Origin of the sequence: Variovorax sp. DAIF25 (assembly GCF_050711835.1) — a bacterium.
Taxonomy (GTDB): Bacteria; Pseudomonadota; Gammaproteobacteria; order Burkholderiales; family Burkholderiaceae_C; genus Variovorax.
This window is the reverse complement of the sequence record NZ_CP136636.1, coordinates 2,032,421-2,054,539: the sequence shown is the minus strand read 5'-3', so window position 1 is coordinate 2,054,539 and position 22,119 is coordinate 2,032,421. Positions and strand designations below refer to the sequence as shown.

Below are 22,119 nucleotides of genomic sequence, written 5' to 3'. Positions count from 1 at the left end.
AGGCCCGATGCTACAAAAAAAGTAGCTTCGGGCCTTGGCCTTGGAGTGCGAAATCAGGCTTCGGACTTGTTCTTGAGCACCTGACGGCCGCGGTAGAAACCGTTGGGGCTGATGTGGTGACGCAGGTGCGTTTCGCCGGTGGTCGGCTCGACGGCGATGCCGGGCACGCCCAGGGCATTGTGGGAACGGTGCATGCCGCGCTTGGAAGGCGACTTCTTGTTTTGCTGGACGGCCATGATGGCTCCTGGACGGTAAGGTGGGTGAGAGGATGCGGGCTCAGGCTGTAGCAGTGAGGCGGCATGAAGGACATGCCCAGATTCCGAAAGCCCCGAAAGTCTTCTCCGAAATCTGCACTGCTGCGTACGGCGGCGCGCGCGAAGCCCATGATTATAGCCCAGACTGCCCGGATGGGGCTAATCGCCCTGTCCGGGCTTGCGCGAACGCAACGCACCCAGCACGGCGAAGGGGTTCTCGCGCTCCTTGTCGGGCGACTCGAAATCCGGATCGACGGCCGAGAGCTGGACCGGCGCCGGGCACACGTCGTGCACCGGCATGACCGGGATTTCCATCAGCAGCTCGTCCTCGATCAACGCGTGCAGGTCGAAATCGCGGCTCGCGACCAGCAGGTCCTCCTCGGACTCCTCGTCCTGAACCGCCGCGGTCTCTTCATCGGCCACGAAACGGAACCAGCGGTCGACCTGCACCGGCGTGTCGACCGGCGACAGGCAGCGCTGGCAGACCAGCGGCACGGTGGCCTCGGCCGTCAGGTGCAGCCAGGGTTCTTCACGGCCTTCCGCGCCGACGCGCTGCTCGCCATCGGCCTCCCAATGCACCACGGCATCGGAAGGAGCTTCGGCCGCCATCTCGTCGACCAGCCGGGTGTAGTTGCGCACCGGATCGTCGGCGGACAGGGTGGCCGCCGCGGCGGCAAAACCGGCAACATCGAGTCGGCCGGGGGCAAATTCTCTCTTCATCCGCCCCAGTCTAGCGCGCCGACGCCGGCTTGCCCGTCGGGCCGACCCCGAAGGGGTTGTTGGGCCTCCTTCACAATCGCCGCATGCAACGCACCGTGATCCTCGCCTCCACCTCGCGCTACCGCCGCGAGCTGCTCACCCGACTGCGCCTGCCCTTCGAGGTGCATGCGCCCGAAGTCGACGAGACGCCGCTGCCCGGCGAAACCCCGCAGGCCCTGGCCCACCGGCTCGCGCTCGAGAAAGCCAACGCCGTGGCCACCCGCTTTCCCGACGCCGTGGTGATCGGCTCCGACCAGGTGGCCGACCTGGCCGGCGAAGCGCTCGGCAAGCCCGGCGACCATGCGCGCGCCACCGCCCAGCTGCGGCGCATGCGCGGCCAGACACTGATCTTCCAGACCGCGGTGGCGGTCGTCTGCCAGGCGACCGACTTTGTCCAGCGCGACCTGGCCCCTGTGCGCGTGGTGTTCCGCGAGCTCAGCGACGCCGCGATCGAGCAGTACCTGCTGGCCGAGCAGCCCTACGACTGCGCGGGCAGCGCCAAGAGCGAAGGCCTGGGCATCGCGCTGCTCGAGGCCATCGACAGCGACGATCCCAGCGCCCTGGTGGGCCTGCCGCTGATCCGCACCGCCCGCATGCTGCGCGCCGCCGGGATCGACCTGCTGTGAGCCGCGGCAAGCTCTACCTCGTGCCGGCGCCGCTCGATTTCGGCTGCGACACCCAGGCCCCGCTGCAGGACGCGCTGCCGCTCGGCACGCTGCAGACCGCCGCCGGCATCACGCACTGGATCTGCGAGAACGCCAAGTCCGCGCGCGCCTACCTCAAGCGCATCGACGCCGTGGCACCGCTGGCGGCGCCGCTGCAGGCGCAGGCGATCCAGGAACTGCCGCGCGAAGTGCACAAGAAAGGCGACCACGCCGGCCAGTTCGACGCCCGCCCGCTGCTGGCCGCCGCGCTCGAAGGCCACGACATCGGCCTGCTCAGCGAAGCCGGCATGCCGGCCGTGGCCGATCCGGGCTCGTCGGTGGCCCGCGCGGCGCACGACCTGGGCATCACGGTGGTGCCGCTGATCGGCCCGGTCTCGCTGCTGCTGGCGCTGGCCGCCAGCGGCCTCAACGGCCAGAACTTCGCCTTCGTCGGCTACCTGCCGCAGGACGCCGACGAGCGCCAGCGCCGCATCCGCGAACTCGAGGCGCTGGCCCTCAAGACCGGACAGACCCAGTTGTTCATCGAAACACCCTACCGCAACGCCGCCCTGCTGCAGGCGCTGGTGCAGACCCTGCAGCACAACACGCGGCTGGCGGTCGCGCGCGGCCTCACGCTGGCCGAGGCGAACCTGCGCAGCGAGACGATCAAGGGCTGGCGCGCCAACAAGCCGCCGGCCGGCGTCGACGAACGCCTGCCCGCCGTGTTCGCGATCGGGCGCTGACGATGGCCGTGACTGCGGCCACGCGCTGGGCCTCGCGCGCGCAATTCTTCGCCTCGGGCTTCATCTTCGCGACCTGGGGCGTGCACGTGCCCACGGTCAAGGGGCACTACGGCATCGACGAGGCCCAGCTCGGCCTCGCCATGCTCGCGGCCGGCGCCGGCGCGATGTACGGGCTGACCAGCGCCGGCCGCTGGATCGGCCGCCACGGACCGCGGCGCATGGCCGCGCTGTGCGGCTGCGTCTACGCGCTGCTGCTCTGCGGCCTGATCGCGATGCCCGGCTATGCCGCCCTGCTGGGCCTGCTGGCGGTGTTCGGCCTCGTCACCAGCGTGTTCGACGTGGCGATCAACACCGAGGCCGCGCAGCTCGAGCTGCACGGCGGCAAGCCACTGATGAGCGGCATGCACGGCATGTTCAGCCTCGGTGGCATGGCCGGCGCGGCCAGCGGCAGCGCGGCGCTCGCGGCCGGCCTTGCCCCGCAGGCGCACCTGCTGCTGGTGTCGGCGGCGATGGTGGCGCTGGTCGCGCTGTCGGCCACGCGCATGCTGCCGAAGCCGCCCACGGCCGCCGGCGCCACCGAGGCCGATCACGGCTTCCGCCTGCCGCGCGGCGCGCTGGCGGTGCTGGGCGTGCTCGCGGCGCTGGGGCTGATCGCCGAAGGCGCCATCTACGACTGGAGCGTGCTCTATCTGCAGCAGGAACTGGGCAGTCCGCAGCAGCAGGCCGCCCTTGCCTACGCGAGCTTCTCGGCCGCCATGGCGGCGGCGCGCTTCGGTGGCGATGCGCTGCGCGCCCGTTTCGCGCCCGCGGTGCTGCTGCGCGGCAGCGGCCTGCTGGCGGCGGCGGCGATGGCGCTGGTGCTGCTCACCGACTGGCCCTGGCTCGCGCTGGTGGGTTTCGCGGGCGTGGGCATCGGCTTTGCCAATGTGGTGCCGATCCTGTTCGCGGCCTCGGCCAAGGTGCCGGGCGTGGAGCCGGCGCGCGGCATCGCGGCCGTCTCGGCGATCGCCTACCTGGGGTTCATGGCGGGCCCGGCGGTCATCGGGCTGATCGCGCGCGCCACCTCGCTGACGGCGGCGCTCTACGTGGTGGTGGTGTTCGCGGTCGCGCTGGCGGCCTCGGCGCGTTACGCCGCGGCCGGCATGCGCGGCGACTGACTGCGCCTCAGCGCAGCGCGGGCACCGACTTCAGCGAACGGATCGTGGCGTCGCCCATGGCGGCGCCGAATTTCTTGGCCAGCTTCTCGGCCACGTTGTCGCGGCGGGTGTAGTCGATGACTTCCTCGGCCTTGATCACCTCGCGCGCCACGTAGTCGACGTTGCCGAGCTGGTCGGCCAGGCCGTAACTCACGGCCTGCTCGCCGCTCCAGAACAGGCCGCTGAACAGGCCCGGGGTGTCGAGCTTGAGGCGGTCGCCGCGGCCGGTCTTCACCACGTTGATGAACTGCTCGTGGATCTGGTCGAGCATCTTCTGCGCGTGTTCGCGCTGCGCGTCGTTCATCGGGCTGAAGGGATCGAGGAAGCCCTTGTTCTCGCCCGAGGTCAGCAGGCGGCGCTCGACGCCGACCTTCTCCATCGCGCCAGTGAAGCCGAAGCCGTCCATCAGCACGCCGATGCTGCCCACGATGCTGGCCTTGTCGACGTAGATCTTGTCGGCGCCGGCCGCGATGTAGTAGGCCGCCGAGGCGCAGGTTTCCTCGACCACGGCATAGACCGGCTTCTTGTGCTTGGCCTTCAGGCGCTTGATCTCGTCGTTGATGATGCCGGCCTGCACCGGGCTGCCGCCCGGCGAGTTGATCAGCAGCACCACGCCCTTGGCGCCGTCGTCCTCGAAGGCGGACTTCATGGCCGCCACGACGAACTCGGCGCTGGCGTCGCCGCCATTGGCGATCTCGCCCTTGATCTCGACCACCGCGGTGTGGGCCGTGGTCTTGGCGGTGCTCGGCGCGCCGCGCGACAGCGCGAACCAGGCCAGGAAGATGAAGAAGGCCAGCCAGGCCAGCCGCGTGAAGGTCTTCCAGCGCCGCGTGGACTTCTGCTCGTTGAGGGCCGCGAAAGCCAGCTTCTCGAGCGTGGCGCGCTCCCAGCCGGGACGCTGAGTGGGATCGTTGGACATGGTGCGTTGGGGATCGGGCGAAGACGAAAGAGAAGGCGGGGCCGGCTCGAAAGGCTCGAAACCGTGGGGATCGGTGCGGTTCTGGTCGTTCATGGAAGCGGCAGGCGAACAGGCAGTCGCGAAGCGCGGCGCTTGCTAGAAGTTGAGGGGTTGAAGGTTCCAGGCAGTATGCCAGTGCACCACGCCGTTGCGCTCGCTCAGCGCGATCTTCACGAGGCCGCCGCGGCACGGCCCGCCCGCGCATTCGCCGGTGTCGGGCCGGTACACGGCGCCGTGGGTGGCGCACAGCAGCCACTGGCCGGTGTCGTCGAAGAAGCGGTCGGGCTGGAAGTCCATTTCCATCGCCACGTGGCTGCAGCGGTTGAGGTAGGCGTGCGGCTGGCCCTCGAAGCGCACCGCGAAGGCGCGGCAGGTCTCGCCGCCGTAGACCACGTCGAAAGGCACGGCCTGGCTGCCCTCCACCAGGTCGGCGCCATTGCACAGGGGAATGCTGTCTTCGCTCATGGCAGGCGATTGTCGTGTCAGGCGTTGCCCAGCAGCCAGGCCTCGAGGTCGGCGATCGAGTGCGCGATGTGCAGCGGCTTGAACTCGGCGAAGCTGTCGGGCTCGTGCGCGCCGTAGCTCACGCCGACGCTGGCGCAGCCCGCGTTCACCGCCAGCTGCAGGTCGTGCGTGGTGTCGCCGATCATCAGCGTGCGCTCGGGGGCCACCTCGAGCTCCTCCATCAGCTCGAGCAGCATGCGCGGATGCGGCTTGCCGAAGGTCTCGTCGGCGGTGCGCGAGGCATCGAAGCGGTCGCGCAGCGCCACCGTCTTGAGCGCCTCGTTGAGCCCGCGGCGCGACTTGCCCGTGGCCACGGCCAGCTTGTGGCCGCGCGCACGCAGCGCATCGAGCATCGGCAGCACGCCGCCGAACAGCACGATGTCGTCCTGGTGCTGCAGGTAGTGGTAGCGGTAGCGGGCACCGAGTTCGGGGTACTTCTCCTTCGGCACGTCGGGCGCGGCACGCGCCAGCGCCTCGGCCAGTCCCAGGCCGATGACCCAGGCGGCATCGTCCTCGCTGGGCTTGGCGCCGCCGACGTCGACCACCGCCGCCTGGATGCAGCGCACGATCAGCCGCGTGGAGTCGTAGAGGGTGCCGTCCCAGTCGAAGGCGATCAGGTCGAAGCGCGGGGGACGGGCGTTGTCTGCAGAGTCAGTCATGGGTCGTGGGCGTGGGGTGTCGTGTCATCGCGTCGAGCGCGGCGGGCGGCATCAGCGAGCGCAATTCGGGCGGCAGTTCGGCCTGCAGCGCGACACGCTCGCCGGTGGCGGGATGGTTGAACTGCAGTCGCCAGGCGTGGAGGAACATGCGCTTGAGGCCCAGCTTCTGCAGCGCGCGCCGGCGCTCGGATTCGCCGTACTTGTCGTCGCCGGCGATCGGATGGCCGGCCGACGCCAGGTGAACGCGGATCTGGTGCGTGCGGCCGGTCTTGATGGTGACGGCGAGCAATGACATCGGCGTGGCATCGCCGGGCAGCGACAGCGTGGCCAGCGCTCGCACCAGCGTCACGGCGCGCATCGCGTCGGGATGGTCCTTGGCCACCACGCGCACGCGGCGTTCGCCGGCACCGGCGCCGCCGTCGGGCAGCAGGTACTTGGCGAGCGGCGCGTCGAGCACCTTCTTGTTGGCGGGCCAGGCGCCCTCGACCAGCGCCAGGTAGGTCTTGCCGGTCTCGCGCTCGCGGAACTGCTCCTGCAGCGCCACCAGCGCGCTGCGCTTCTTGGCGACCAGCAGGATGCCCGAGGTCTCGCGGTCGAGCCGGTGCACCAGCTCGAGGAATTTCGCACCCGGGCGCGCCGTGCGCAGCTGCTCGATCACACCGAAGCTCACGCCGCTGCCGCCATGCACCGCCACGCCGGCGGGCTTGTCGACGGCCAGCACGGCCTCGTCCTCGAGCAGCAGCGGGAATTCGCGCGCCGGCGCGGCGCTCGCAGCCTCCTCGGCGCGTTCGGCCACGCGGATCGGCGGCAGCCGCACCACGTCGCCGGTCTCGACGCGGGTCTCGGCCTGCGCCCGCCCCTTGTTGATGCGCACCTCGCCCGACCGGATGATCCGGTAGACGTGGGTCTTCGGCACGCCTTTCAGATGGCGGAAGAGGAAGTTGTCGAGGCGCTGCCCGGCCGACTCGGCGTCGATCGTGAGGAAGCGGATGGCCGCCGGCTCTCCGGCAAACTCCTTAGCCGCGGGGGCTTGCTTCGCACCTATAATGTTTTTCACCAGCGCGGTCGTGTAAGTGCTTGATTAGACAGAAGTTTAGAGCACTGCTGTCAAACACCCCGGCGGCGCTGCGAGGTCGATGCCGCTTTGGCGACGAGCCTGCAAACCCCGCGCAACTGCGCAAAGTGGCAGGCCAGACGCCCAAGTCAAGCCGACACCCACGAAACACCGATACGGAATACCAGCCTGCAGCCTCCAGCTGCCGGCGGATCGAAGCGAGTCCCTTTGTGCTGATGCTGCTGATTCAAATATGCCTGCGCTGGCTGACCTGGTCCCGACCAGCGGCCTCAGGCATCGAATCGCCAGAACCGCGCGCCACCCTTGCGCAACGGGCTGTCAAAAAGACAGCCTCTCAGCACCACGAAGGGCTCGCCCCCATCCACGCGCCCCCACTCCGGCTGTCGTCACCGAGCTGACGCTCGAGACGGCCGCTCGCGCTCGCGCGCCGCGGCACCCAGCATCCGGAGCCAAGCGGCAATTCCCCAAGTTTCGCGGGCGTCGTCCGTGCATCGTTGGCCCTCCAGGGCCGGTAGAACGATACATATAAGGACAACGCATCATGAAGCGGATGCTGATCAATGCCACGCAGGCCGAAGAACGCCGCCTGGCCATCGTCGACGGGCAGAAGCTCCTCGACTACGAAATCGAGATCGAGGGACGCGAACAGCGCAAGGGCAACATCTACAAGGCCGTCGTGACCCGCGTCGAGCCCAGCCTCGAAGCCTGTTTCGTCGACTACGGCGAGGACCGCCACGGCTTCCTGCCGTTCAAGGAAATCTCCAAGCAATACTTCGCCGAAGGCGTCTCGGCCAGCCAGGCCCGGATCCAGGACGTGATCAAGGAAGGCCAGGAACTGGTCGTCCAGGTCGAGAAGGAAGAACGCGGCAACAAGGGCGCGGCCCTCACCACCTTCATCTCGCTGGCCGGCCGCTACGTCGTGCTGATGCCGAACAACCCGCGTGGCGGTGGCGTCTCGCGCCGCATCGAGGGCGACGACCGCGCCGAGCTCAAGGAGGCGATGGACCAGCTCGAGTACCCGAAGGGCATGAGCATCATCGCGCGCACCGCCGGCATCGGCCGCTCGGCGCCCGAACTCCAGTGGGACCTGAACTACCTGCTCAAGCTCTGGACCGCCATCGACGGCGCGGCCAAGGGCGGCAAGGGCGCCTTCCTGATCTACCAGGAATCCTCGCTCGTGATCCGCGCGATCCGTGATTACTTCAATCACGACATCGGCGACATCCTGATCGACACCGACGACATCTACGACCAGGCGCAGCAGTTCATGGCGCACGTCATGCCCGAGCATGCCGCCCGCGTGAAGCGCTACCGCGACGACGCCGCCCTGTTCAGCCGCTTCCAGATCGAGCACCAGATCGAGTCGGCCTACGCCCGCACCGTCCAGCTGCCCTCGGGCGGCGCCATCGTGATCGACCACACCGAGGCGCTGGTCTCGGTCGACGTGAACTCGGCCCGCGCCATCAAGGGCGGCGACATCGAGGAAACCGCGACCCGCACCAACCTCGAAGCCGCCGACGAAGTGGCGCGCCAGATGCGCCTGCGCGACCTCGGCGGCCTGATCGTCATCGACTTCATCGACATGGACGAGTCGAAGAACCGCCGCGAAGTCGAAAGCCGCCTGCGCGACGCGCTGCGCCAGGACCGCGCGCGCGTGCAGTTCGGCTCGATCAGCAAGTTCGGCCTGATGGAAATGAGCCGCCAACGCCTGAAGCCGGCGCTGAGCGAAGGCTCGTCGATCCCCTGCCCCCGTTGCGGCGGCTCGGGCCACATCCGCGACACCGAATCGAGCGCGCTGCAGATCCTGCGCATCATTCAGGAAGAGTCGATGAAGGACAACACCGCCGCCGTGCACGTGCAGGTGCCGGTGGAAGTCGCGTCCTTCCTGCTCAACGAGAAGCGCACCGAGATCGCCAAGATCGAGCTCAAGCAGCGCGTGAGCGTGCTGATGGTGCCGAACAAGACGCTCGAGACGCCCAACTACAAGCTCGAACGCCTGAAGCACGACGACCCGCGCCTCGACCACATCGAGGCCAGCTACAAGATGGCTGACGAGATCGAGGACCCGACCTCGGTCACGCGCCGCTCGCAGGAGCCCACCAACAAGCAGACGCCGGTCATCAAGGGCGTGCTGCCCGACGCGCCGGCACCCGTGGTGCCGGTCAAGCCCGAGCCGGTGCGCGCGCCCGTCGCCGCCCCCGCGCCGGTCGCGCCGCCCGTGGCGGTGGCGCCCGCGCCGGCCGAGCTGGGCTTCTTCGCCCGCATCAAGAGCTGGTTCGGCGGCGGCACGCCGGCGGCCGCGCCGGCACCCGCGCCCTCGGCGATTCCGGTCGAGCCGCCGAAGCCGACGCGCCGCGAAGGCCGTGACGGCCGTCCGGGCCGCGATGGCGAATCGCGCGGTGCACGCGACGGCGAACAGCGCCGTGGCGGCCGCGGCGGCGAAGGCCGCAATGCCGAAGGCCGTGGCGAGAACGGCGCCCGTTCGGGCAACCGCGACGGCGAACGCCGTGGCGGTGGTCGCAATGGCGAGCGCCGCGAAGGCGGTCGCGAGGGCCGTGAAGGTCGCGAAGGCCGCGACAACCGCAGCGCCGAGCTGCGCGCCGATGGCCAGCCGCGCGAGAACAACCGCGAAGGCCGTCCGCCGCGCGAGGGCGATCAGCGCCGCGGTCGCGGCGAACGCCGCGAGGGCGAAGGCCGCAACGTGCCGGCCGAAGCGCTCGAAGGCGTCAGCCTCGAAGCCCAGCAGCTCGCACCGAACGCGGTGCCGGGCGAGGAAGGCACGGCTGGCGGCGAACGCGCACCGCGCGCCCGTCGCGAACGGGGTGAACGCGGCGAGCGCGGTGAACGTGGCGAACGCAACAGCGAACGCGGCGAGCGCAACCTGAACGGCGACGCGCCGCGCAGCGAAGCCGCCGGCGAAGACGGCAACGCCGCGCAGGGCGAACGCACCGAGCGTGCACCGCGCAACGGCCGCGAAGAGCGTGGCCCGCGTGGCGAACGCAACGACGGCCGCCGCGAGCGCCGCAACGATGGCCAGCCGCGCTTCAACGAGGAAGGCGAAGCCGCCGCCACCGCATCGGCCGACGCCGAAGCCGGCCGCGAAGCCGCACCGCAGGACGGCGCCGAGCAGGCACCGCGCCGCGATGGCGAAGAGCGCCGCGGCCGTTCGCGCGACCGCTACGGCCGTGATCGCCGCGAACGCGCACCGCGCGAAGAAGGCGAAGCGCAACCCGTGGCCGCCTTCGACGGCGCGCCCGCCGAGGCGCAGAACCTGCAGGACGCACCCGTCGCGCGCCAGCCGCAGCCGTTCGCTGAGCAAGCGGTGGCCCAGGTCGCCGAGACTGCCGACAGCGTCGCGGTCGTCGCCGAAGCCCCGGCCGCCGCACCGCAGGTGCGCGAGCCCGCGCCGCAAGCGCGCTTCGAGCAGCCGCAGCAACCCGCAGCGCCCGCGGCACCCATCGTGGTCGAACGCGCGAGCGCGCCGCAACCGGCCACCAATGGCCGCGCGCTGCCGAAGGTCCAGTCCTTCGAGCTGCCGCTCGACGAGCTCGCGCAGATCGCGCAAAGCTCGGGCCTGCAGTGGGTCAACTCCGACGCCGAACGCATCGCGCAGGCGCGCGCCGCGATCGCCGCCGAGCCGAAGCCGGTCCACGTGCCGCGCGAGCGCCCGCCGGTGATCGTGCTCGACGAAGGCCCGCTGGTGCTGGTCGAAACCCGCCGCGAACTGGCCGCGATGACGCTGCCGTTCGAGCAACCGGCTGGCGAAGCGCAGCCGGAGCAGCGCACGCTCTGAGCACCTGCTCGAGTGCAATGAAGACGGCGCCCTCGGGCGCCGTTTTTCATGGGGCCGGCGCCACCAGCCCCGGCATCTCGAGGATCAGCTGCCCGAAGCGGCAGGCACAGGGCGTGTGGCCGTTCTCGCTCCAGATCAGCGAGAAGTCCACGCTCGGCAAGGGCCGCAGCCCATAGCGGCCGTCGACGATCTTCATGCCCGGCTCCACGTCCTCGCGCGTGATCACCGTCGCAGCGAGCCCCGCGAGCACCGCCGCGCGAATGCCCTGCGGACTGGCCGAGGTGAACACCACATGCCAGTCGATCGGCGCGAGGTCGAGCGCCGAGCCGGCCACCTGCCGGTAGACGCAGGGCTTCGGAAAGAAGGCCAGCGGCAGCGAGCCTCCCTTGGGCGGCTCGAAGGTCTCGGCCGCGGCCCAGACCAGCTGCGTGCGCCGCAGCCGCGTGCCCTCCTCCACTTCGGGCGGCGACATCACGACCGCGAGGTCGAGCTCGCCGGCCTTGATCGCCGCGCGCAGGTCGACGTGCATGCTCACGCAGACCTCCATGCGCACCGACGGAAAGGCGCGCGCGAACTGCGACAGCAATGGCGCCAGGCGCTCGCCCAGGAAGTTGTCGGGCGCGCCGAAGCGCACCACGCCCGAGATCGGCGAGGGCTGGAAGCGCTGCGTCATGGCATCGAGCGTCGTCAGGATCTGCTCGGCATAGCGCAGGAAATCCTCGCCGTCCTCCGTCACCGTGAGGCGGCGCGTCGTGCGGTGCAGCAGCGCGCGGCCCACCTGCTCCTCGAGCCGGCGGATCTGGTGGCTTATGGCCGACTGCGTCAGATGCAGGCGCTGCGCGGCGCGCGTGAAGCTGCCGGTCTCCTTCACGGCCACGAAGGCGCGCAGCAGGGTGGGATCGAAGTCCATGGCGAGGGTGGGCGGGTCGTTTGAGTAGTGACAGAGATTAATGAATCTCACGAAATTAAATCATTTCCCTCATGAAGACCCTTTGCCCAGAATCGCGCTCCTCACGGCCGGCCTCCTCGCCGCGCCGCGCCAACCGGACGCCCCATGACCCTCTCACCCACCGCACGCAACCGCCTCGCGCTGGTCGCCCTCTGCCTCGTCGCCGCGATGTTCGGCCTCGAGATCTCCAGCATTCCCGTGATCCTGCCCACGCTCGAGAAGACGCTGCACGCCGACTTCGAGGCCATGCAATGGATCATGAATGCCTACACCATCGCCTGCACCACGGTGCTGATGGCGGCCGGCACGCTGGCCGACCGCTATGGCCGCAAGCGCGTGCTGGCGATCAGCCTGCTGCTGTTCGGCCTCACCTCGCTGGCCTGCGGCCTGGCGCAGAGCGCGCCGCTGCTGATCGGCGCGCGCTTCCTGCAGGGCCTGAGCGGCGGCACCATGCTGATCTGCCAGATCGCCATCCTGTCGCATCAATTCCAGGAGGGCCGCGAACGCAGCCGGGCCTTCGCCATCTGGGGCGTGGTGTTCGGCGTCGGCCTGGGCTTCGGGCCGATCGTCGGCGGCGCGATCGCCGCGCTGTGGCGCTGGGAATGGGTGTTCCTGGTCCATGCGCCGCTGGCCGCCATCGCCTGGCTGTTGGCGGCCGTCAGCATCGGCGAGTCGCGCGACCCCGAGGCGAAGCGGCTCGACCTCGCGGGCATCGTCACGCTGTCGCTCGCGGTGCTCGGCCTCACGGGCTACATCACGCAGGGGCCCGGGCTCGGCTTCGCGAGCGCCGCGGGCCTGGCCCTGCTCGGCGCGTCGGCCGCGAGCTTCGCCGCCTTCGTCGCGATCGAGCGAAGCCGCGCCCATCCGATGTTCGACTTCTCGGTGTTCCGCATCCGCGCGTTCTCGGGCGCGATCCTCGGCTCGGTCGGCATGAACTTCAGCTTCTGGCCCTTCATGATCTACCTGCCGATCTACTTCCAGGCCGGCCTGGGCTACGACGCGGTGCAGGCCGGCACGGCGCTGCTGGCCTACACGCTGCCGACCCTGGTCGCGCCGCCGCTGGGCGAGCGGCTCGCCGCGCGCTTTCGCGCCGGCCTCGTGATCCCGGCCGGCCTGTTCGCCATCGGCGCGGGCTTCCTGCTGATGCGCTGGGGCAGCGGCGTCGCCGAGGCGAGCTGGCTCACGCTGCTGCCGGGCTGCCTGCTGGCGGGCCTCGGCCTGGGCGTGATCAACACGCCGGTGACCAACACCACCACCGGCTCGGTGCCCGCGAGCCGCGCCGGCATGGCCTCGGGCATCGACATGAGCGCGCGGCTCATCACGCTGGCGATCAACATCGCGCTGATGGGCTTCCTGCTGCTCGCGGGCATCGGGGCCGCGCTGCGCCGCGCGCTGCCGGAACTGGCGCCGTCGCTGCCCGCGCTCGCCGAACGGATCGCGGCCGGCCATCTCGCGACGCTGCACCCGGAGTTTCCGGCGCTCGCCGCGCTCGATCCCTCGGGCGCGATCGCCCACGGCGCACTGCTGCAGGGCTTCGGCGGGGTGATGCTCTACGGCGCGCTCGGCGTGTGGGTGCTCGCGGCGCTGAGCGCGCTGGCCTTCCACGGCGGCAGCAGGCGGCCCACGGTCGCCTGCGCCTCGCGCCCCTGAGGACGGTCTAGCGCAGCGAAACCGGGTGGTTCTCGATCTGCGCCGCGTTGCGCCAGGCCAGCGCGGCCTGCTCGGCATCGCCGCGGTCCTCGGCCAGTTGCGCGAGCGCGAGCCAGGCGCGGCGGTAGAGCTCGGGGTCCTGCAGCCCCATGCCGGCCTGCGACAGCAGCTGCTGCGCCTTGCCCCAGAGCTGGCGCTTCATGCAGGCCATGCCCGCGAGGTACTGCAGGTTCGCATCGCGCGGGTTGTTGCGCTGGGCGCTCTCGATGCGCGCGAGCCAGTCGGCATCGACCGAGTCGAGCCCCGCCTCGAGCGCCAGCGCGAGCTTCACGCGCAACGCGTCGCCGAGGCCGCGCGGCAGCGACACCATGCGCTCCCAGGCCGGCAGCAGCCAGTTGCGCGCCACCGGCAGGTCGCCCTTGAGCAGCACCATGCGCTGCGCGGCATGGATGGCGACCTCGGGCATCTCGCGTTCGACCGTCTCGAGTTCGGACCAGGCGCGCAGCAGCTGCGCCGGATCGTGCGCACCCGACAGCAGCTCGGTCGCGAGCCCGCGCACGATGCTCTGCGCCGCGGCCTCCGAGAAGGCGCGGTGCTTGGCCAGCAGCCGCGCGGTCTCGAGCGCCTCGAGCGTGCGGCGGTCCTGGCGCGCGGCCTTCAGCCGCAGCCGCAGCGCCAGCGTGCGGCGCTGCGCGCCCTGCGGCAGCTCCTCCAGTCGCGTGAGCGCGGCGGCCGGATCGCGGTCCTCGAGCGCCCAGCGCGCGGCGCGCAGTTGAACGCCCTCGCGGGTCTCGGGACTGGCCAGCAGGTTGCGGTCGGCGCTCTCGTTGAGTGCCTGCTGCAGATGGGCGTCGCGCGCCGGGCGGTCCTGCAGCGCCTGCGCGCTCTCGGCCGCGAGCAGGTGCGACAGCACGCGCACCTGCTGCGCCTGCGGCAGGCTGGCGCCGAGCGCGGCCAGGGTCTTCTCCTGCGTGAGCGCGGCCTGCGCGGCCTTGCGCGCGCGCGAGAAGCGGCCCGAGATCAGCTGCACCATCGCATCGAGCAGCGCCGAATGCAGCATGCGTTCCTTCTGCTGCATGCGCCACTGGCGCGCCTGGGTCGGCAGCGAGAACAGCGCGGCCAGCGCGCGCAGCGCCGCATGCAGCAGCACGAACAGCGTCAGCAGGATCACCAGCACGAGGTTGAGCGAGAGGTCGACCCGCCAGGGCGGCCAGAACACGGTGATCGTGCCCTGGTTGTTGCCAGCGAACAGCGCGACCGCCGCGGCGACGGCGAACAGCGCGAGGAGCCAGAGTGCGGCGCGCATGGAAAGCCCTGCCCTCTCAGCGGCCGGCCGCGGCGGTGGCCAGGGCGGCGAGCGTGTCGTCGATGCGCGGCGGCTCGGTGGTCTTCACCAGCGCCTGCAGCTGCTGCAACTGCGTGGCGGCCGTCTGCGTGCGGCGCGACGCGGGATCGAAATAGCGGTTGAGCGAGGCCGCCACGTTGGCGAGCTCGGTGCGCGTGACGTCGACCTGGCGCGACAGCAGCGACAGGCGCGCGTTGAGCAGCTTGAGCTTGAGGTTCTCGCGCAGGAAGTAGGTCTGGTCGGGCGCCAGCAGGATCGCCTCGGGCCGCTCGATGCGGCCCACGCGCACCAGCGAGCGCGCCTCGTTGCGCACCGTGAGCAGCGCGCGCTCCCACCAGGGCGCGTCGGCCGGCACCGGGTCGGACTGCCAGGCATTGAGGCCGGTGCCGCGCATCGCGACCGCGTTGAGCGGCGGCAGGTCGTCCACGCCGCGCATCAGTTCGTCGAGCTTCTGCAGCGCCTCGCCGCCGTCGGCGCTGGCGGTGCTGCGCAGCCGGTCGGCATCGCGCTGCATGGCGCGCTGCAGCGGCGCCAGCCGCGGCTGGGCGGCGCGCGCGATGCGCAGGTCGCCGGCCTTCAGCGCGGCCAGGAGCGGCTCGACGCTGCCCGTGACCTGCGCCTGCTGCAGCGCGAGCCGCAGCGTGGATTCGATGTCGACCACCAGGTTCTCGTCGCGCGAACGCGAGAGGCTCTGCATCAGTTCCTCGAGCTGCGAGCGCTGCAGCGCGACCTCGGCGACGCGGGTCTCGGTGAGCGCCACGCGCGCGGCGGTGTCGCGCACCGTGTCCTTGGCCTCGCGCGCCAGCGTGCGCGCCTCGAGCGACTGCATCAGCGCCTCGCTGCTCTGGCGCGCGAGCTGTTCCTTCATGTTGCCGACCTTCTGCCACAGCGCGATCGACGTCAGCAAGGCGCCCAGCGAGACCAGCGCCAGCAGGCCGAGGCCGATGCGCGTCAGGGTGGTGGCGGCCGCGGCGAGGGCGGCGGGAGATTGGGAAGAAGTCGTCAGCGGAGCCGGCACGGGTGCCTGGGGTGCGGCGGAGGCGGAAGAAGACTCGTCGGACGGAGGCACGGCGCTCATGCGAGGGATTCTATCGACGCGACCAGCGCTTCCAGCAGCGGCGCGCTCTCGCGCACCGTGCCGAAACCCGCGCCACGCGCGGCTTGCGCGATGCGCGGGTGGGTGGCGATGGCGCGCGCGACCCGCCAATCGATGGCCGGCAGCGCGGCGCGCAGGTTGGCGATCGCCTCGGAACTGCTGAAGAGCCAGAGCGCGCGGCCCGCGGCGCCCTGCTCGGCCAGCCGGCGCTGCGCGCCGTCGAGCACGGGCGCGAGCCGGCGGTAGGCCACCACCGTGTCGCGCCGCGCGCCCGCATCGTCGAGCGCCTGCGCGAGCCAGTCGCGGCCCGCGGGCCGGCCCTGCGCATCGCCGCCGCGCACGATCAGCACGCGCAGGCCGGGCACGACCCGTGGCCCCACGATCGCCCACAGGGCTTCGGAATCGAAGCGGCCTTCGTCGGCCGCGGGGGTGTCGATGGCCTCGGGCGGAACACCGTTCCGTTGCAGCGCGCGCGCGGTGCCGGGGCCGGTGGCCCAGAAGCGGCAACCTGTTTGCAGCGCGGTGCCGGCGTTGGCTTCGAAGAAGCGGTCGACCGCCGCGGCGCTCACGAACATCCGCGCTGCATGGCGCTCGTTCCAGGCCGCGCGCAGCGGCGCGGCATCGGCCATCGGCGCGATCTCGATCAAGGGCAGCGCGCGTGCGTCGAAGCCCGCGTCGCGCAGTGCATCGATCCAAGGCGGCGCCTCGCGCGCCGGTCGCGTCACGAGGACGGTCGGCGCTGCGGTCGTCGCCACGGTCCCCACGCGTTTCAGTGGGCGCCCGCGTCGCGCAGCAGCGAGGCCGCGTGCAACCCGAGCGCATCGGCCTGCGCGTGATCGCCGGCGTCGGCGCGCGCGCTCACCTGCAGCATCGGCTCGGCGCCCTCGGGATCGCCCCAGGCGGCGTCGATGCGCAGGCTGCCGTCGGGTTGCCAGCGCGCATGCGCGGCCAGCGGCATCGAGCAGCTGCCGCCCATCGCGCGGCTCACGGCGCGCTCTGCGGCGGTGGCGAGCCAGTCGCCGCGGTGCGACAGCGGTGCCAGCAATGCGATCAGGTCGGCGCGGTCGGCGCGCACCTCGATGCCCAGCGCGCCCTGGCCCGCGGCCGGCAGCATGGTCTCGGGCTCGAAGGCGATGCGGATGCGGTCCTCGAGGCCCAGGCGCTTGAGGCCCGCGGCGGCGAGCACGATGGCGTCGTACTGGCCCTCGTCGAGCTTGCGCAGCCGGGTGTCGAGGTTGCCGCGCAGCGGTTCGATGCGCAGGTCGGGCCGGCGCGCGCGCAGCAGCATCACGCGGCGCAGGCTCGAGGTGCCGACCACGGCGCCCTGCGGCAGTTCGTCGAGCGAGGCATAGCGCGGCGACACCAGCGCGTCGCGCGGGTCCTCGCGCTCGAGCACGCAGGCCAGCACGAAGCCCTCGGGCAGCTCCATCGGCACGTCCTTGAGCGAATGGACCGCGATGTCGGCACGCCCTTCCTCGAGCGCGAGCTCGAGTTCCTTCACGAACAGGCCCTTGCCGCCGACCTTGCTCAAGGTGCGGTCGAGGATCTGGTCGCCGCGCGTGGTCATGCCCAGCAGGCGGACCGAATGGCCTTTTTCTTGCAACAGCGTTTGCACGTGCTCGGCTTGCCACAAGGCCAGCCGGCTTTCGCGCGTGGCAATCACGATATTGCTCAAAACCGCCCCCGAAAAGTACATGAACAGAAACCGGCGGGATGCTAGCATGTTGCGCCGCAGCAACGGCGGCGAAGCTCCATTCCAACAGCACTCCAAGTCTCCAGGAACACCATCGAATGAAAGCCAGCAAGACCCCTGCCGCCCCACCGAAGCGCAGGCAAGCCGAAGACCAGCCGCTGATCGACGACATCCGCCTGCTGGGCCGCATCCTCGGCGACGTGATCCGGGAGCAGGAGGGCAAGGAGAGCTATGAACTGGTGGAGAAGATCCGCACGCTGTCGGTGGCCTTCCGCCGCGATGCCGACCAGGCCGCCGACCGCGCGCTCAAGAACCTGCTCAAGAGCCTGACCGCGGCCGAGACGGTGCGCGTGATCCGCGCCTTCAGCTACTTCAGCCACCTGGCCAACCTGGCCGAAGACCGCCACCTGATCCGCCGCCGCACCGAGGCCGAACGCGCCGGCGAGAGCGCCGACGGCGACCTGCAGACCGCGCTGGCGCGCATCCGCAAGGCCGGCGTGAAGCCCGACGAGATCGTCGCCACGCTGGCCCACAGCTATCTGTCGCCGGTGCTCACCGCGCACCCGACCGAGGTGCAGCGCAAGAGCATCCTCGACGCCGAGCGCGCCATCGCGCAGCTGCTGACCACGCGCGACGAGATCCGCCTGCGCCAGCAGGCCTATGCCGGCGGCACCGACGCGCTGTCGCCGCTCGAATTCGCCGACAACGAGGCCCAGATCCGCATCCGTGTCACGCAGCTGTGGCAGACGCGCCTGCTGCGCTTCTCCAAGCTCACCGTGGCCGACGAGATCGAGAACGCGCTGAGCTACTACGAAGCCACCTTCCTGCGCGAGATCCCGCGCGTCTATGCCGACCTCGAGAAGGCGCTGGCACAGGGCGGCCAGACGCCCTCGGTCGCGACCTTCCTGCGCATGGGCCAGTGGATCGGCGGCGACCGCGACGGCAATCCCAACGTGACGGCCGAGACCCTCGAGTACGCGCTGCGCCGGCAGGCCGAACTGGCGCTGCGCCACTACCTCACCGAAGTGCACTACCTGGGCGGCGAGCTCTCGCTGTCGGCCACCTTGATCGACGTGTCGGTCGAGATGCAGGCGCTGGCCGAGCGCTCGCCCGACACCAGCGAGCACCGCAAGGACGAGCCCTACCGCCGCGCGCTGACCGGTGTCTATTCGCGGCTCGCGGCGACGCTGCGCGAGCTCACGGGCGGCGAGGCCGCGCGCCACGCGGTGGCGCCGCAGAACCCTTACGCCTCGGCCGAGGAGTTCCTGGCCGACCTGCGCACCATCGACGACTCGCTCGGCGAGAAGCACAGCAGCCTGCTGGCCGCGCCGCGCCTCAAGCCGCTGATCCGCGCGGTCGAGGTGTTCGGCTTCCACCTCGCCACGGTCGACCTGCGCCAGAGCTCCGACAAGCACGAGGCCGTGATCGCCGAGCTGCTGGCCACCGCGCGCATCGAGCCCGCCTATGCATCGCTGGCCGAGGAGGCCAAGCAGACGCTGCTGCTCAAGCTGCTCGACGACGCACGCCCGCTGCGCGTGCCCGATGCCGACTACTCGCCGCTCGCCCGCAGCGAGCTCGCGATCTTCGCGGCCGCGCGCGTGGCCCGCGCGCGCTACGGCAACGCGGCGATCCGCCACTACATCATCAGCCACACCGAGACCGTGAGCGACCTGCTCGAGGCGCTGCTGCTGCAGAAGGAAGTGGGACTGCTGCGCGGCGCGATGGACAAGGACGCCACCTGCGACCTGATCGTGGTGCCGCTGTTCGAGACCATCGAGGACCTGCGCAATGCCGCGCCGATCGTGCGTGCCTTCTATGCGCTGCCGAACATCCAGGCGCTGATCGAGCGCTCGGGCGCCGAGCAGGACGTGATGCTCGGCTACAGCGACAGCAACAAGGACGGCGGCATCTTCACGAGCAACTGGGAGCTCTACCGCGCCGGCATCGCGCTGGTGGCGCTGTTCGACGAGCTCAACAAGAAGAAGGCCAACCCCATCCGCCTGCGCATGTTCCATGGCCGCGGCGGCACGGTGGGACGCGGCGGCGGCCCGAGCTACCAGGCGATCCTCGCGCAGCCGCCCGGCACGGTGCGCGGCCAGATCCGCCTGACCGAGCAGGGCGAGGTCATCGGCTCGAAGTACGCCAACCGCGAGATCGGCCGGCGCAACCTCGAGACCCTGGTGGCCGCCACGCTCGAGGCCACGCTGCTGCCGCAGGGCAAGTCGGCGCCCGCCACCTTCCTGTCGGCGGCCGGCGAACTCTCGAGCGCGAGCATGGCCGCCTACCGCAAGCTGGTCTACGAGACCCCGGGCTTCGGCGAATACTTCTTCAGCGCCACGCCGATCCGCGAGATCGCCGAGCTCAACATCGGCTCGCGCCCCGCCTCGCGCAACCCCAGCCACAAGATCGACGATCTGCGCGCCGTGCCCTGGAGCTTCAGCTGGGGCCAGTGCCGCCTCACCATCCCGGGCTGGTTCGGCTTCGGCGCGGGCGTGGAGCAGTTCCTCGCGGCCGCCGGCAATGCCGCGGGCCGCAAGGAGCGCCAGGCGCTGCTGCAGCGCATGTACGCGCAGTGGCCCTTCTTCCGCACGCTGCTGTCGAACATGGACATGGTGCTCGCCAAGAGCGACCTCGCGCTGGCCTCGCGCTATGCCGAACTGGTGAGCGACCGCAAGCTGCGCCAGAAGGTGTTCTCGATGATCGATGCCGAATGGCACCGCACCTCGGACGCGCTCACGCTGATCACCGGCGCCAAGCAGCGGCTCGAGGGCAATGCCGAGATGCAGCGCTCGGTGCGCCACCGCTTCCCCTACATCGACCCGCTGCACCACCTGCAGGTCGAGCTGATGCGGCGCTACCGCGCGGGCGACGGCGGCGAGCGGCTGCAGCGCGGCATCCACATCTCGATCAACGGCGTGGCCGCGGGCCTGCGCAACACCGGCTGAGGAGGCGCGCATGCAAGGCTCCTGTCTCTGCGGCGCCGTGGCCTACGAGGCCGCGAAGCTCGCGGGCCCGATCGGCCACTGCCACTGCCGGACCTGCCGCAAGGCGCATGCGGCCGCCTTCGCGAGCACGGCGCGCGTGGACCGCGCCGACTTCCGCTGGCTGCGCGGCCAGGACGACGCGCTCGCGGCCTTCGAGTCCACGCCCGGCAAGCTGCGCCACTTCTGCCGCCGCTGCGGCAGCCACCTCGTGGCCGAGTGGGTGGCCCAGCCGCAGGTGATCCTGCGCGTGGGCTCGCTCGACGACGATCCCGGCGTGCGGCCCAGCCAGCACATCTGGCGCTCGCACGACGTGCCGTGGATGGCCTGCGGCGAGGACCTCCCCTCGTTCGCCGAGGCCGCGCCGCCCAAGCCCTGAGCGCGCCCTTGCCGTCGATGGACGGCAAGGCGCCGCTCCCGGGCACCTGCGTGCGGCCGAAAGCACGCAAACCCCTCGATTGTTCGCCCTGGGGAAACTGACAACTGCCGCGCGCCCCCTTTGTCGCGGGCGCCCCGGCGACCACACTGCGAAGCCCTTTGCAACAAGCATCGACCGCCGTGCCGGCCGATGCCCACCGGACTTCCTTCCCATGATGAACGCTCCCAGCGGCGCCCCCTGCATCGACGCGCTGCCGCCCGATTCCGCGAAGACCTCGCGCTCGACCTGGCTGGCGGTCGGCTCGCTCTCGGTCGGTTCCTTCGCCATGGTCTCGACCGAGTTCATGCCGATCGGCCTGCTCACCGACATCGCCAGCACGCTCAACGTCTCGAACGGCACCGCGGGCCTGATGATCACCATGCCCGGCATCCTCGCGGCCTTCGCGGGACCGGGCCTGATCGTGGCCTCGGGCCGGCTCGACCGCCGCACCCTGCTGATCGGTCTCACGGTGGCGCTGATCGCCTCGAACCTGCTCGCGGCCTTCGCGCCCAACTTCGCCACCATGCTGATCGCGCGGCTGATCCTCGGCCTGTGCGTGGGCGGCTTCTGGACCTTCGCGCCGCCGGCCGCCACACAACTGGTGCCGCCGGCCCAGCAGGCGCGCGCGATGTCGCTGGTGCTGGCCGGCGTGTCGGCCGCCACCGTGCTCGGCGTGCCGGCCGGTGCCTTCCTCGGCACCACCTTCGGCTGGCGCGCCTCCTTCGCCGCCACCGGCGCGCTGGCCGGGGCCGTGCTGCTGGTGCAGCTGTGGCTGCTGCCGCCGCTGCCCTCGGCGCGCGCCATCGGCGCGCGCGACCTGCTGATCCCGCTGACGCGCCGCATGGCGCAGGTCGGGCTGCTCGCGGTGCTGTTCTTCATCGCCGGCCACTTCGCCGCCTACACCTACCTCAAGCCGCTGCTGCAGCAGGTCTTCGGCCTCGACCCCAACGGCGTGACCACGCTGCTGCTGGTCTACGGCGCCGTGGGCTTCTTCGGCACCTTCCTCGGCGGCAGCATGGTGGCGCGCAGCGTGCGCGGCACCACCCTGCTGGCCGCGCTGCTGCTGGCCACGGCGCTGATCCTGTCGACGCTGCTCGGCACCGGCATGGTGGCCGGCGCGGTGGTGGTCGTGATCTGGGGCGTGGCCTTCGGCCTGATCCCGGTGGCGCTCACGGGCTGGATGCTCGAGGCCGTGCCCGATGCGCCCGAGGCCGGCCAGGCGCTGCTGGTCAGCGGCTTCCAGGTGGCGATCGCCTCGGGCGCGCTGCTCGGCGGCCGCGTGGTCGACGGCTGGGGCATCTCGAGCACCATGGTGATGAGCGGCGGACTGGTGCTGGTCGCGGCGCTGATCGTGGTCACGCTGGGCCGTGCGCGCAGCGCCGCCGTGGCGGCCTGAGCGGCA

General features: G+C 71.1%; 19 protein-coding genes. 8 read left to right on the top strand and 11 right to left on the bottom strand.

All coding sequences use genetic code 11. From position 1 onward, the window contains the following. Positions 1-53: 53 nt before the first annotated feature. Positions 54-236 carry a 50S ribosomal protein L32 gene (gene rpmF, locus R0232_RS09370; protein WP_057592299.1) on the bottom strand — a complete coding sequence of 61 codons (183 nt, stop codon included), beginning with the start codon at positions 234-236 and terminating at the stop codon, positions 54-56. Positions 237-413: 177 nt separating this feature from the next. Further along, a complete protein-coding gene (locus R0232_RS09365; protein WP_431511932.1) occupies positions 414-974 on the bottom strand; it encodes a YceD family protein in 561 nt (186 codons plus the stop codon). Positions 975-1,057: 83 nt separating this feature from the next. Here R0232_RS09365 and R0232_RS09360 point away from each other — a divergent pair, with 83 nt between their 5' ends. From R0232_RS09360 to R0232_RS09350, 3 genes are read left to right on the top strand one after another with little or no spacing between them, the layout of a single operon-like run. Further along, positions 1,058-1,639 (top strand): Maf family protein, encoded by a 582-nt coding sequence (locus R0232_RS09360; protein ID WP_431511931.1) that lies wholly within the window; start codon positions 1,058-1,060, stop codon positions 1,637-1,639. Further along, positions 1,636-2,400, top strand: a complete 765-nt coding sequence (locus R0232_RS09355) for an SAM-dependent methyltransferase (protein WP_208513643.1) — start codon at positions 1,636-1,638, stop codon at positions 2,398-2,400. Before R0232_RS09360 ends, R0232_RS09355 begins: the two co-directional genes overlap by 4 nt. A 2-nt stretch (positions 2,401-2,402) precedes the next feature. Beyond that, entirely contained in the window at positions 2,403-3,557 is a 1,155-nt protein-coding gene (locus R0232_RS09350) for an MFS transporter (RefSeq protein WP_431511930.1), read from the top strand. Between the two features lie 7 nt (positions 3,558-3,564). On the opposite strand, the gene R0232_RS09345 is transcribed toward R0232_RS09350, so the two are convergent. From R0232_RS09345 to R0232_RS09330, 4 genes are read right to left on the bottom strand one after another with little or no spacing between them, the layout of a single operon-like run. Beyond that, positions 3,565-4,608, bottom strand: a complete 1,044-nt coding sequence (locus R0232_RS09345; RefSeq protein WP_093348650.1) for a S49 family peptidase — start codon at positions 4,606-4,608, stop codon at positions 3,565-3,567. A gap of 42 nt (positions 4,609-4,650) precedes the next feature. Further along, positions 4,651-5,019, bottom strand: coding sequence for a Rieske (2Fe-2S) protein (locus R0232_RS09340; protein ID WP_431511929.1), 369 nt, complete (start codon positions 5,017-5,019; stop codon positions 4,651-4,653). Positions 5,020-5,036: 17 nt separating this feature from the next. Continuing rightward, complete coding sequence (locus tag R0232_RS09335) at positions 5,037-5,717, bottom strand: HAD family hydrolase (RefSeq protein WP_093348645.1); 681 nt, start codon at positions 5,715-5,717, stop codon at positions 5,037-5,039. Then, entirely contained in the window at positions 5,710-6,774 is a 1,065-nt protein-coding gene (locus tag R0232_RS09330; RefSeq protein ID WP_208513642.1) for an RluA family pseudouridine synthase, read from the bottom strand. Before R0232_RS09330 ends, R0232_RS09335 begins: the two co-directional genes overlap by 8 nt. 559 nt (positions 6,775-7,333) lie before the next feature. Between R0232_RS09330 and R0232_RS09325 the strand changes: the two genes are divergently transcribed. Then, positions 7,334-10,585 (top strand): Rne/Rng family ribonuclease, encoded by a 3,252-nt coding sequence (locus R0232_RS09325; RefSeq protein ID WP_431511928.1) that lies wholly within the window; start codon positions 7,334-7,336, stop codon positions 10,583-10,585. A gap of 46 nt (positions 10,586-10,631) precedes the next feature. Here the strand turns inward: R0232_RS09325 and R0232_RS09320 are convergent, their stop codons facing one another. After that, on the bottom strand, positions 10,632-11,495 hold the full coding sequence (locus R0232_RS09320) for a LysR family transcriptional regulator (protein WP_208513641.1): 864 nt from the start codon (positions 11,493-11,495) through the stop codon (positions 10,632-10,634). Positions 11,496-11,639: 144 nt separating this feature from the next. On the opposite strand from R0232_RS09320, the gene R0232_RS09315 reads away from it, so the two are divergent. Then, the gene (locus R0232_RS09315; protein ID WP_431511927.1) at positions 11,640-13,184 is read left to right on the top strand and encodes an MFS transporter; all 1,545 of its coding nucleotides are present in this window, start codon (positions 11,640-11,642) and stop codon (positions 13,182-13,184) included. Positions 13,185-13,191: 7 nt separating this feature from the next. Here the strand turns inward: R0232_RS09315 and R0232_RS09310 are convergent, their stop codons facing one another. Genes R0232_RS09310 through hemC form a run of 4 tightly spaced genes read right to left on the bottom strand, consistent with a single transcriptional unit; the run spans position 13,192 to position 17,321 of the window. Continuing rightward, complete coding sequence (locus R0232_RS09310; RefSeq protein WP_431511926.1) at positions 13,192-14,490, bottom strand: heme biosynthesis protein HemY; 1,299 nt, start codon at positions 14,488-14,490, stop codon at positions 13,192-13,194. A gap of 16 nt (positions 14,491-14,506) precedes the next feature. Then, complete coding sequence (locus R0232_RS09305) at positions 14,507-15,607, bottom strand: uroporphyrinogen-III C-methyltransferase (RefSeq protein ID WP_093348629.1); 1,101 nt, start codon at positions 15,605-15,607, stop codon at positions 14,507-14,509. Next, positions 15,604-16,380, bottom strand: a complete 777-nt coding sequence (locus R0232_RS09300) for a uroporphyrinogen-III synthase (RefSeq protein ID WP_431511925.1) — start codon at positions 16,378-16,380, stop codon at positions 15,604-15,606. The genes R0232_RS09305 and R0232_RS09300 overlap by 4 nt, the downstream gene beginning before the upstream one ends. A gap of 14 nt (positions 16,381-16,394) precedes the next feature. Continuing rightward, on the bottom strand, positions 16,395-17,321 hold the full coding sequence (gene hemC / locus R0232_RS09295) for a hydroxymethylbilane synthase (RefSeq protein WP_431511924.1): 927 nt from the start codon (positions 17,319-17,321) through the stop codon (positions 16,395-16,397). A gap of 95 nt (positions 17,322-17,416) precedes the next feature. Between hemC and ppc the strand changes: the two genes are divergently transcribed. The 3 genes from ppc (at position 17,417) to R0232_RS09280 (ending at position 22,113) form a co-directional block, all read left to right on the top strand. Continuing rightward, entirely contained in the window at positions 17,417-20,263 is a 2,847-nt protein-coding gene (gene ppc, locus R0232_RS09290; RefSeq protein WP_093348623.1) for a phosphoenolpyruvate carboxylase, read from the top strand. 10 nt (positions 20,264-20,273) lie between these two features. Further along, a complete protein-coding gene (locus R0232_RS09285; protein ID WP_093348620.1) occupies positions 20,274-20,678 on the top strand; it encodes a GFA family protein in 405 nt (134 codons plus the stop codon). 211 nt (positions 20,679-20,889) lie between these two features. Further along, the gene (locus tag R0232_RS09280) at positions 20,890-22,113 is read left to right on the top strand and encodes an MFS transporter (RefSeq protein WP_208507499.1); all 1,224 of its coding nucleotides are present in this window, start codon (positions 20,890-20,892) and stop codon (positions 22,111-22,113) included. Positions 22,114-22,119: the final 6 nt, after the last annotated feature.

Coding starts and splice junctions, on each gene's coding strand:
- rpmF (WP_057592299.1), bottom strand. CDS start 236: ATGGCCGTCCAGCAAAACAAGAAGTCGCCTTCCAAGCGCGGCATGCAC.
- R0232_RS09365 (WP_431511932.1), bottom strand. CDS start 974: ATGAAGAGAGAATTTGCCCCCGGCCGACTCGATGTTGCCGGTTTTGCC.
- R0232_RS09360 (WP_431511931.1), top strand. CDS start 1,058: ATGCAACGCACCGTGATCCTCGCCTCCACCTCGCGCTACCGCCGCGAG.
- R0232_RS09350 (WP_431511930.1), top strand. CDS start 2,403: ATGGCCGTGACTGCGGCCACGCGCTGGGCCTCGCGCGCGCAATTCTTC.
- R0232_RS09345 (WP_093348650.1), bottom strand. CDS start 4,608: ATGAACGACCAGAACCGCACCGATCCCCACGGTTTCGAGCCTTTCGAG.
- R0232_RS09340 (WP_431511929.1), bottom strand. CDS start 5,019: ATGAGCGAAGACAGCATTCCCCTGTGCAATGGCGCCGACCTGGTGGAG.
- R0232_RS09335 (WP_093348645.1), bottom strand. CDS start 5,717: ATGACTGACTCTGCAGACAACGCCCGTCCCCCGCGCTTCGACCTGATC.
- R0232_RS09325 (WP_431511928.1), top strand. CDS start 7,334: ATGAAGCGGATGCTGATCAATGCCACGCAGGCCGAAGAACGCCGCCTG.
- R0232_RS09320 (WP_208513641.1), bottom strand. CDS start 11,495: ATGGACTTCGATCCCACCCTGCTGCGCGCCTTCGTGGCCGTGAAGGAG.
- R0232_RS09315 (WP_431511927.1), top strand. CDS start 11,640: ATGACCCTCTCACCCACCGCACGCAACCGCCTCGCGCTGGTCGCCCTC.
- R0232_RS09310 (WP_431511926.1), bottom strand. CDS start 14,490: ATGCGCGCCGCACTCTGGCTCCTCGCGCTGTTCGCCGTCGCCGCGGCG.
- R0232_RS09305 (WP_093348629.1), bottom strand. CDS start 15,607: ATGAGCGCCGTGCCTCCGTCCGACGAGTCTTCTTCCGCCTCCGCCGCA.
- hemC (WP_431511924.1), bottom strand. CDS start 17,321: ATGTACTTTTCGGGGGCGGTTTTGAGCAATATCGTGATTGCCACGCGC.
- ppc (WP_093348623.1), top strand. CDS start 17,417: ATGAAAGCCAGCAAGACCCCTGCCGCCCCACCGAAGCGCAGGCAAGCC.
- R0232_RS09285 (WP_093348620.1), top strand. CDS start 20,274: ATGCAAGGCTCCTGTCTCTGCGGCGCCGTGGCCTACGAGGCCGCGAAG.
- R0232_RS09280 (WP_208507499.1), top strand. CDS start 20,890: ATGATGAACGCTCCCAGCGGCGCCCCCTGCATCGACGCGCTGCCGCCC.